Source organism: Algibacter marinivivus, from assembly GCF_003143755.1.
In the GTDB taxonomy this organism is placed as follows: Bacteria; Bacteroidota; Bacteroidia; order Flavobacteriales; family Flavobacteriaceae; genus Algibacter_B; species Algibacter_B marinivivus.
This window is the reverse complement of record NZ_QFRI01000005.1, coordinates 112,445-123,896: the sequence shown is the minus strand read 5'-3', so window position 1 is coordinate 123,896 and position 11,452 is coordinate 112,445. Positions and strand designations below refer to the sequence as shown.

The 11,452-nt window shown below is 31.5% G+C and carries 8 protein-coding genes; 2 read left to right on the top strand and 6 right to left on the bottom strand.

The window, feature by feature from the left end; all coding sequences use genetic code 11:
* Window positions 1-212: 212 nt before the first annotated feature.
* The gene (locus DIS18_RS14780; protein WP_109353859.1) at window positions 213-2,648 is read left to right on the top strand and encodes a helix-turn-helix domain-containing protein; all 2,436 of its coding nucleotides are present in this window, start codon (window positions 213-215) and stop codon (window positions 2,646-2,648) included.
* A 135-nt stretch (window positions 2,649-2,783) separates the two neighbouring features.
* Window positions 2,784-3,284 carry a hypothetical protein gene (locus DIS18_RS14775; RefSeq protein WP_109353858.1) on the top strand — a complete coding sequence of 167 codons (501 nt, stop codon included), beginning with the start codon at window positions 2,784-2,786 and terminating at the stop codon, window positions 3,282-3,284.
* 3 nt (window positions 3,285-3,287) lie between these two features.
* Here the strand turns inward: DIS18_RS14775 and DIS18_RS14770 are convergent, their stop codons facing one another.
* From DIS18_RS14770 to rplS, 6 genes are all read right to left on the bottom strand, one after another.
* Entirely contained in the window at window positions 3,288-3,527 is a 240-nt protein-coding gene (locus DIS18_RS14770) for a DUF6095 family protein (RefSeq protein WP_109353857.1), read from the bottom strand.
* Window positions 3,517-4,335: an N-acetylmuramic acid 6-phosphate etherase gene (murQ, locus tag DIS18_RS14765; protein ID WP_109353856.1), complete on the bottom strand. Its 819-nt coding sequence runs from the start codon at window positions 4,333-4,335 to the stop codon at window positions 3,517-3,519. Before murQ ends, DIS18_RS14770 begins: the two co-directional genes overlap by 11 nt.
* Window positions 4,336-4,403: 68 nt before the next feature.
* Window positions 4,404-5,219 (bottom strand): DUF4249 family protein, encoded by an 816-nt coding sequence (locus DIS18_RS14760; RefSeq protein ID WP_109353855.1) that lies wholly within the window; start codon window positions 5,217-5,219, stop codon window positions 4,404-4,406.
* Between the two features lie 4 nt (window positions 5,220-5,223).
* Window positions 5,224-7,599 (bottom strand): TonB-dependent receptor, encoded by a 2,376-nt coding sequence (locus DIS18_RS14755; protein WP_109353854.1) that lies wholly within the window; start codon window positions 7,597-7,599, stop codon window positions 5,224-5,226.
* Between the two features lie 77 nt (window positions 7,600-7,676).
* Complete coding sequence (locus DIS18_RS14750) at window positions 7,677-9,887, bottom strand: NADP-dependent isocitrate dehydrogenase (protein ID WP_109353853.1); 2,211 nt, start codon at window positions 9,885-9,887, stop codon at window positions 7,677-7,679.
* An 859-nt stretch (window positions 9,888-10,746) separates the two neighbouring features.
* Entirely contained in the window at window positions 10,747-11,097 is a 351-nt protein-coding gene (rplS, locus tag DIS18_RS14745; protein WP_109353852.1) for a 50S ribosomal protein L19, read from the bottom strand.
* Between the last annotated feature and the right edge of the window lie 355 nt (window positions 11,098-11,452).

Here is an 11,452-nt window from a genome sequence, read left to right as displayed (position 1 = left end):
ACAACACTTACATTAGAAAATGACTCTTGGGGATACTTGCGGGAGCAATAGCAGTCGTTCGACTGCACTCAGGATAAATTTATAGCTTTTGGAGAGGCGAGCATCGAACCTAAACTAGTAGCAGATATAGCGCGGTTTTTATTTTTCTTAAAAACCCGCCCAAAAAATCTTTCAAATTATTATCTTCAAATTTTAATTTTTTATTGGAATTAATGACTGAAAATAGGGAACTAGAATTGGCGTGGGCGTTTGTGAATAATACAAACCGATCTATTTTTTTGACAGGTAAGGCAGGAACTGGTAAAACTACTTTTTTGCATCGTTTGAAAATGAATAGTTTGAAGCGTATGGTGATGGTAGCTCCTACAGGTGTTGCGGCTATTAATGCTAAGGGTGTGACGATACATTCTTTTTTTCAGATGCCATTTGGTCCGATTTTACCTGATACGGATTTGAATGCGTCGAAGGGTTTTAATAGAAAATTTAGTAAGACGAAAATTAATATTATTAAGTCGATGGACCTATTGGTTATTGACGAAATTAGTATGGTGCGTGCTGATTTATTGGATGGTATTGATAGGACGTTACGTCGTTTTAGGAATAGAAATAAAGTGTTTGGTGGTGTACAGGTGCTGATGATTGGAGATTTACAACAACTATCGCCTGTGATTAAAGAGCAGGAGTGGGAGTTGTTGAAGCATGTTTATAAGAATGGGTTCTTTTTTAGTAGTCAGGCTTACAAGCAATGTAACGCAATTTCGATTGAGTTGAAGCACATATACCGGCAGGATAATCCTAAATTTATTGAAATACTTAACGAAATAAGGAATAATAAACTTTCGGAAGGTGCTGCTAATGAATTAAATAAGCGTTTTATTCCTGATTTTACTCCTGAGCCTTCTGCTGGTTATATATCATTAACTACACATAATAATAAGGCTGAAGCTACTAATAGAACTGAACTTAATAAGCTGAAGACTAAAACGTTTACTTATAATGCTGAAGTAGATGGTAAGTTTCCTGAGTATGCTTATCCGAATAAGGAATCTTTGGAGTTAAAAGTAGGAGCGCAAGTTATGTTTGTAAAAAATGATAGTAGCCCAGAGAAGCGCTATTTTAATGGTAAGATAGGGAAAGTGATGCATTTGGATAGCGATGAAGTGGTTGTGCATTGTCCTGAAGATGATTTTAATATTATTGTTACTCCTGAGATATGGGAGAATATTACGTATTCTGTAGATACAGAAACGAAAGCTATTACAGAGGAGAAAATAGGAAGCTATACACAAATGCCATTACGTTTGGCATGGAGTATTACCATCCATAAAAGTCAGGGTTTAACTTTTGAAAAAGCAATTATTGATGCTCAAGGTGCTTTTGCACATGGGCAGACTTATGTGGCATTAAGTAGATGTAAATCATTGGAAGGTTTGGTTTTGAAAAGTAAAATTCATTCGAGTCAAATCATAAGTGATGGAAATGTAACTTCTTTTAACGAGCATGCAGAACAAAATGCTCCTGATGAAAGGATTTTAAAGGATTCTCAAAAGCATTTTCAATTGGATTTGATTACTGAAGTATTTGAGTTTTATGCGTTTTTATATCCTCTGAATAGAATTTTAGATATTTATTATAAGAATAGAACAGTTATTGAAGGTTCGATTGAAAATATATTTTTGCCTATTAAAGATTGTATAACTAACTTTTTAAAAGTTGCTAATAGTTTTAATACCCAGTTGAAACAACTCTCTGAAACTGAAGGTTTAGCTGAAGAAAGTAGTATAATTCAAGAGCGATTTAAAAAAGCTATCCATTATTTTAAAACTGAAACTGAAATAAAAATTTTAGCACCTTTAAAAGCATTTGGGTTTACTACAGACAATAAGGCTGTTGGTGCTGAAATAACTAAACATTTAGATAGTTTTGAAGATTTACTTACTGTAAAACAATTGTTTTTTAAAGGTTTGATTAATGGATTTTCGGCAAAACATTTTCTTGAATTGCGGGCTAAGTCTGTATTTACAGGAAAGGATAAGCCTAAGAAACCTAGAAAGGCAGTTGTTGAGGGCACTAGTAATGTAGAGTTGTTTGAAAAGCTTAGAATGCTTAGAAATGATATTGCTCAAGAGAAAGATTTAATTCATTATCAAATTTTTGCTCAAAAGACTTTATATGAAATGTGTGAAACCTTACCAACAAATAAAGCAGAATTGCTTAAGGTAAATGGTATGGGTAAAACTAGGGTTGATAAATACGGAGCTGCTATTTTGAAAGTAATTATAGCGTATTGTGATAAACATGATATAGAAACTTTAGCTGAAGTTGAGATTTTTGAAGCACCAAAAATCAAACGAAAAAGAGGTGATACGAAAAAAGAATCTTTGGAATTGTTTCAAACTGGAAAATCAGTACAAGAGATTGCTGATATACGTGAATTAAATGAAAATACTATTATAGGACATTTGGCTAGCTTTATTCCTTCAGGTGAAGTAAAAATAACTGATTTGATTCCTAAAAATCACTATGAGGAATTGAAAGGCATTATTCCAAAGAAAACATTTGAAAACTTATCTGATTTAAAGCATCAAGTGGATGATAAGTATAGTTATGGCGAGCTTCGTTTGGTTTTGGAGGATTTAAAACGTTGATTTTTGGCTTTGATAATATTAGGTTTCAATTATATTTAACCTAACAAGGTTTTTAATTTTTGTAAGGATTAAAAAGTGTTTAGACTAAATGTTAATCATTAATAAAATTCAAAATATTTAGTTAAATTAGTATCCATGAATTTAATCATCCAATCTACTTTAAGAACACTTCAGAAATCTCAATTACTATTAGATAATTTATCCAATGAACAATTATGTGATGCTTCTGTATCTCCTTATTATTCAAGTATTGGGTGTCATATTAGACATATTTTAGATTTTTATGATTGTATTTTTAGTATGGATAGCGAAAATAAAGTTGATTTAACAGCTAGAAGTAGAAATAAAGATGTTGAGTCAGATTGTGATTGTGCTCAAGACTATTTAAATTTTATAAAAGGTAAATTAAGTTCTACTTCATTAAATATTAATGATACTATTTTTGTGTCTGATGATTTAGGATTGGGAAAAACAGTTATCCCTTATACTTTTGGTTCGTTATTGGCTCAAGCTAATAGTCACACTATCCATCATTACGCCATTATTAATTATATTTTTGATAGTTTAGGAATAGTGATTAATGATTCAGAATTTGGTTATAATCCTACTACACCTAAGCAGGTTGCTACTGAATAATTGTTAAGATTGATTCTTTTTGAACATACTGTTCATGATAGTATTGATACCTTTAAAAGCAAAAAATATTCCTAGAATACAAATTAATATTGCAATTATTAAGATTATAAAATTGATAGGACTTTTTAGTTTTGTTTGAGAAATATATGCAAGTGTTGGGCCAGAGAACATGCATGCAAAAGCTATTCCCATTAGCTTAATTCCTTTTATGAGTACTTCTTTATTTGTTCTATCAGTTTCCATTATTGAAATTATTAACTGCTTCACGTACACTTTTATATTTATTTAATAATTCTAAAGCTGCAGTTTCAGTAACATTAATTTCTTTCATAATCATTTTAGCACCTCTATCAACTAGCTTATTATTGCTTAATTGCATATCTACCATTTTATTACCTTTTACGTGCCCTAATTGAATCATAGTAGATGTTGTAATCATATTTAGCACTAATTTTTGAGCGGTTCCAGCTTTCATTCTAGAACTTCCTGTAACAAACTCAGGGCCTACTACTGCTTCAATAGGATATTTTGAAACCTGAGATAATGGACTGTTTTTATTGCACGTAATGCAACCCGTAATAATATTGTTTTCGTTACATTTTTCTAATGCAGAAATAACATAAGGTGTTGTACCAGAAGCTGCTATTCCAACTACAACATCTTTTGAACTGATATTGTATTCCTGTAAATCTTTCCAGCCTTGAGTTGTAGAATCTTCAGCAAATTCAACTGCTTTTCTTATGGCTGAATCTCCTCCTGCAATTAATCCAACAACTAATTCATGAGGTACGCCAAAAGTAGGAGGGCACTCTGAAGCATCAACAATACCTAACCTTCCACTAGTCCCAGCTCCCATATAAAATAGTCGACCATCATGTTTCAATTTGTCAACAATTTGTTTTACTAAATCTTCAATTTGAGGTATAACTTTCTCAACAGCAACAGGTACTGTCTTATCTTCTTTATTGATGTTTTTGAGTAATTCTGAAACACTCATCTTTTCAAGATGATTGTGATTAGAATCTTGCTCAGTAGTTTTTATAAAGCTCATGATTCAAAAATACGTAAAATTTAATTTGAGAATTGAGATTTTCTTTTGAGTTTGAAAAGCTATTTAATTTATTCTACAACATATGTAAAAGCATCGGTTTCAGAAACTCTAAAATAACCCAGTGGGAAATTATCAGGGTTTGTTTGATTGATGCAATTTCCTCTTACTGTTGCTGGCTGTGTTTCAAAAGGATCGCCTGAATCTTCATCAGTTTGCTGTAATAGGATATTTAAAAATTCGTAAGTACGTTCGGAAACGCCTGAATTTCTTATTATAAGTTGATCTCCAGACTCTAAATCTTCATCAGAATAAAAACCGAAAATTTGATTTCCATCTGTGAATTCATCATCATAAACTTCAAGAGTAGAAGTGTTTCTGGCTAAAACTAAAAATTCGAATAGGTAATAGTTATTAATACTTTCAGGGTCTGTATAAAAGGCTTTTATTTCTATTTCTTCTCCAGTAAAACCACCGTCATTTTTTTGTTCTACAAAATCTATCGGTACAACAGGTGTCATGGTTTCCGTACCGGTATAAGTTTCGTTGTTATAGAGAATGTTTAATGTATAAGTCTCGCCAATAGCAGGAACAAAATTTTCATTTTTGTATATACCTGTATTTCCTTCTTCAATAAAATTAAAAACGGATGAACTAGAATTAGAAATTGATACAGAAGCACCCGTCGCTGGAGGAATATCATTATTAAAATAAGGCGCTGTTAAACTTAATTTGATTAATTGAGTATTCCCATTCGTATTTTTTAACCAATGTATAGATGCATCGATAACTAGTCTTGGTTCTGCATTATTTACATTAACATCAATAACATCTTCGCATGCATAAAGTGTTAAGCAAATTAAAATAATTTTAAATATTTTTTTCATAATCTTAAAGTTTAAAATTATAAGAGATTGAAGGAACAATACCGAAAATAGCTAATCGAGTTGCTTCATTCGAACCTGATATTTCGTTTTGACCAAACGAAATTGAAGCAGCATTTCTTCGGTTATAAATATTATAAATTCCAAAAACCCAATGACTTCTCCATCCTTTTGTTTTATTTGGTTTGGGTGTATAATTTAATGAAATATCTAGCCTATGGTAGGCAGGTAATCTATCGGCATTTCTTCCGCTATAATTAGGGATATTTAAACCATTATACTCATATTGTCCGTTTGGAAATGTAGTAGGTTGTCCAGTTTGAAAAAGGAAATTGGTATTTATTTTCCACTTTTTGTTCCAATCAAAACTTCCAGTAAATGATATATCATGAGTTTTGTCAAAAGGGGTTCTATACCAATTACCATTATTTATTCCAGTTTCTAAAACTGTTCTTCCTGGTGTTTGCTGTTCAGATTTCGAAAGCGTGTAGGCTAACCAACCTTTAAAACGACCTTCATTCTTTTTTGCTAAAACTTCTAATCCATAGGCTCTAGATTTTCCATTTAAAATAACTTGTTCAATAGCGTTATTTGCAACTAAATCTGCGCCATCAATGTAATCAATTCTGTTTTTTACAGTTTTATAAAAGCTTTCTACTTCTAGAGAATATTTATTATCACTAAAATTTTTAAAGTATCCAATAGCATATTGATTAAGGAGTTGTGGTTTAATATATTTTCCACTAGGTGTCCATATATCTAGAGGTGTAGGAGAGTTTGTGTTGGACAATAAATGTAAATATTGAGCCATTCTATTATAACTGAATTTCACAGAACTTTCAGAATTAAGTTGATAAGCTAAAGATGCTCTAGGTTCAAGGTTATAAAAACTTTCGATCACATCACTTCGTTTAAAATTGTCTGTTCCTATAGGTTGTGCCTTTTCATAAATCTGAAAATCTTCATTAAAAACAACAGCATGGTCATTTTCATATATGTTTAATTCATCTTGCCCTAAACGATGAAAACCACTGAAGCGTAAACCATAGGTTAATGCTAATTTATCTGAGACTTTATGTTCAACATCTAAATAAATAGCATTTTCAAAGGCATATTTATCAATGAGTTTAAAAGGGTTAATACCTGATGTTTCTACTGTTGGTTTAATATCTCCTGGATTAAATCTATAGTAAATACTATTTAAACCATACTGAAGTTTAATTTTATCAGTTAGGTAATGCTTAAAATCGTATTTTAAATTAAAATTCTGAATTCCAGAAACCCAATCGAATTCTACAAAATTCAATTTTAAATCGTAATAATAATCAGAATAAATTAACGATAAATTGGAAAAAAGTTTATCTGAAAATAAATGATTCCATCTAAAGTTTAAAACTGAATTACCGTAAATATTTTCGAAAGTATCTTCTATTCTAAAAACATCTCTACCAAAATAGCCTGATAAGTAAATGTTATTTCTATCATTAAGTTTGTAGCTTAGTTTAGTGTTTAAATCATAGAAGTAGGCAATATTATCAATATCAAATAATGGTAAAAACAAGTGTGCATAGCTCGATCGCCCACCTAATAAAAAAGACCCTTTATCTTTTTTTAGAGGACCTTCCAGAAGTAATCTGCTAGATACAATTCCAATACCTCCATTAACATGGAACTTTTTACTATTTCCTTCTTTTTGATAAATATCTAAAACGGAAGACACACGACCACCATAACGTGCAGGAATTCCACCTTTGTATAACCTTAAATCTTTTATAGCATCAGGATTAAAAACAGAAAAGAAGCCAAATAAATGTGATGAATTATAAATAATAGCTTCATCTAAAAGAATTAAATTTTGATCAGCTGCTCCACCACGAACATTAAACCCAGAAGCGCCTTCACCAGCGTTTGTAACACCAGGAAGTAACGTAATTGCTTTTATAATATCAGATTCTCCAAGTACAACAGGGATTTCTTTGATTGTTGCAGAAGAGAGTTTATTGACACTCATTTGTGGTGTTCTAATATTGAGTTTTTCAATATTTTCTTTTATAATTACAGCATCAAGGTTTTCTAGAGCATCCGCTAAACTAAAGTTTTTTGATATGTCTTCAGTGAGTGTTATAGGCTCAGATATTGTTGAATATCCTAGGTAACTAATTACAATATTATATGTGCCTTTTGGAAGTGTAATGGAATAGAACCCATATTCATTTGTAGTTGTGCCAGCAGATATTTCTGGAAAAATGATATTTACACCAATAAGTGTTTCATTACTTTTTTCTTCAGAAATAGTCCCACTTAAGGTAAATTTTTCTTGTGCGTTAAGCGCTCCAATTATAAAACAAAAAACACAAAGAAGCCAGGAAATGCGGTTCTTCATCTAACAATTTTTTTTATAAAAATATAAAAAAAGCCCCTAATAATAGGAGCTTTTAAAATATTGTTTTTAGCAATAGACTAATTAAGTATACTATTAAAAGTGCTACTAGGTCTCATTACACTATTTATAAGAGATTCATTTGGTTCATAATAACCACCTATGTTTGTAGGCTTACCTTGAATGTCATTTAATTCTTTTATAATAATAGCTTCATTATCAGCTAATTGTTTAGCTATTGGAGTGAATTCAGTCTTTAAAGCTTCATCTTTATTTTGACTTGCTAGTTCTTGAGCCCAATACATGGCTAAGTAAAAATGACTTCCTCTATTATCTAACTCACCAGCTTTTCTAGAAGGGCCTTTCCTGTTCTCTAATAGTTTATCAGTGGCATCATCTAATGCTTCACCCAAAACTTTAGCTTTTTCATTGTTGTTTACTTCTCCAAAATGATCTAAAGAAACTGCTAATGCTAAAAATTCTCCTAAAGAATCCCAACGTAAATGATTTTCTTCAAGTAATTGTTGTACGTGCTTTGGTGCAGAACCACCTGCTCCAGTTTCAAACAAGCCACCACCATTCATTAATGGAACAATAGACAACATCTTTGCACTAGTTCCAACTTCTAGAATTGGAAATAAATCTGTTAAGTAATCACGTAATACGTTTCCAGAAACAGAAATAGTATCTTCACCCTTAACGATTCTTGCACAAGTAAATTTTGTTGCTTCAATAGGGGATAAGATTCTTAAATCTAAACCAGACGTATCGTGATCTTTTAAATACGTATTTACTTTTTTAATCAATTCAGCATCGTGTGCTCTATTTTCATCTAACCAAAAAACAGCAGGTGTTTTTGAAGCTCTTGCTCTAGTAACAGCTAATTTTACCCAATCTTGAATTGGAGCATCTTTTGTTTGGCACATTCTCCAAATATCTCCTTCTTCAACATCGTGTTGCATTAATACTTCACCAGATGCATCAATAACTTTTACTGTACCATTAGATGGAATTTCGAAAGTTTTATCATGAGATCCGTATTCTTCAGCTTTTTGAGCCATTAAACCAACATTAGGAACAGTTCCCATAGTTGTAGGATCAAAAGCACCATTTTCTTTACAGAAGTCTATTGTTGCAGCGTAAATTCCAGCATAACTACTATCAGGAATCACAGCTTTTGTATCTTGAAGTTTGCCTTCAGCATTCCACATTTGACCAGATGTACGAATCATGGCTGGCATAGAAGCATCAATAATAACGTCACTTGGTACGTGTAAATTAGTAATTCCTTTGTCAGAATTTACCATAGCTACTCCAGGGCCATTTTTGTAAGTTGCATCAATATCTGCTTCAATTTCAGTACGTTTTGCTTCTGGTAATTCTTGAATACGTTCTAATAAATTGCCTAAGCCAGAATTTACATTTACACCAAGTTCTTCAAGAGTTGCACCATGTTTAGAAAAAACATCTTTAAAGAATGCTTTTACTGCATGTCCAAAAATAATTGGGTCGCTCACTTTCATCATAGTACCTTTCATGTGTAACGAAAACAAAATACCTTTGTCTCTGGCATCAGCAACTTGCTTATCTAAAAAGCTAACTAAAGCTTTTTTATTCATCACTGTAGCATCAATAATTTCACCTTTAAGTAAAGCTAAATTATCTTTTAAAGTTGTAGTATTACCGTTAGCATCAGTATGTGTTATTTTAATTGTATTAGCATTAGGAAGCGTAACAGATTTTTCATTATGAGCAAAATCCCCATTACTCATAGTTGCTACATGTGTTTTAGAATCGCTAGACCATGCACCCATAGAATGTGGGTTCTTTTTAGCATAATTTTTAACTGCTTTAGGAGCACGTCTATCACTATTACCTTCACGTAAAACAGGATTTACAGCACTACCTTTGATTTTATCGTAACGCGCTTTAATGTCTTTATCAGTATCATTTTCAGCTTCATTTGGATAATCAGGAATATTAAAACCTTTTTCTTGTAATTCTTTTATGGCACTTTTTAATTGAGGTATAGAAGCACTAATATTAGGAAGCTTTACAATATTAGCCTCAGGTTTCTTAGCCAATTCACCAAGAATAGCTAAATCGTCTGGAACGCGTTGATCTTCAGTTAAAAAATCAGGAAAAACAGCTAAAATTCTTGCTGCTAATGAGATATCTTTAGTTTCAATATTAATCCCAGAAGATTTTACAAAAGATTGTACAATAGGTAATAAAGAACGCGTAGCTAAAGCTGGAGCTTCATCGGTTTTAGTATAAATGATTTTTGACATTAGTATTGCTTTTCGTATTAAGATTAAAGTGCTAAAAACTGTAAAAATCAGTAGATTGATTTTTAGCGATGCGAATATACAAAATTAGACTATGATAATAGCGTTTTTAAGTCTTCGAAAACGTTTTCGTTGGTTTAATTTGTTAGAATTGTAAAAAATTGGTAAACCAATAAGAATTTGATAAAAAATAACCTTTGAAGTTATAAAAAACAAAAGCCATATCCCTGCAGAATTTAATCTACTTTGATATGGCTTTCTTGAAATAACGCTGCGTGACCTAACTAGTATTTCTACTAGTGTTTGATTAGAATTTTCATCTAACCCTTTTCAGTTCAAGCTTTGTGCTACTTCAACGAAATATAATGGTAATTTTCAAAATGTATTGACTTATTACTATTACATTTCAGTTTAATTGTTTTCTTGATGCTAGTCACTCCCTCTTCACTTTCGTGTCAAAATTGCTATTAGCATTGCTCGCATTACAACATGCACTTTCGTTTCTGTTGCTTTTTTAAGCTTTCCATTATACTAGATTTCACCTGCTTGCGCATGTGACACTTTTTATAATGTCTTGGTTTCCTGATATCACACGCATACACGTGGCACATTGCAACCTCAAAAACAATTATATAAAGAACGTTACCTTATTTAGAAAATCATGTAAATTCGTTTTAAAGCGAAACCAACCAAAGGCTGTCATCATTTCTTTTGTAAATATAGCATCTCATTCTAAAAAAACAAATTTTTCAACCACTTAGATATCAACCACTTATAAACCATACTTATTAACTTTTGTTAATAAAAAAAGCCTTGAGAGATCTCAAGGCTTTTAAATACTGCAATTGCAGATATAATGTTATTAACGCATACGCTCAGTAATTCTGGCTTTTTTACCAGTAAGACCTCTAAAGTAGTAGATACGAGCTCTACGTACTTTACCACGTTTGTTAACTTCTATTTTTTGTAATGCAGGTAAATTAACTGGGAAGATACGCTCTACACCAATTGATCCTGACATTTTTCTAATTGTAAAAGTTTCTGAAGAACCAGATCCTCTTCTTTGAATAACTACACCTCTAAAAAACTGAGTACGTGTTTTATTACCCTCTTTAATTTCGTAAAATACAGTAATGGTATCACCAGCTGCAAATTCAGGTAAATCTTTTCTTGTTACAAATTCGTCTTGTACAAATTTTACTAAAGATTCCATATCTTTAAATTTAATTATAATTAATTCAGAACAACATTCACGATTCTCGCCAGAGGTTAACCCGAAATTGGGTGCAAAAATAACTATTAATTAATAATCTGCAACGTTTTATTTGTATTTTTTTGGGTGTTTCTTTTTGCTGGAATAAGTATAAGTTGTTTCATGTAAAGTGCAAGCAAAAAGTCAGGCTATCCGCTATATCTTTCTGCGAAGCAGTCCCGAACTTGTTTCAGGATCTATCTTATTAAATTAACATTAAGTTTCAATTAAAGTTAAATCTATATAAGGCTTCACACAAAGGATGCCGCTTCTATCCTTAACACAAATTTATATCATGTATCTTTAATATATTTAA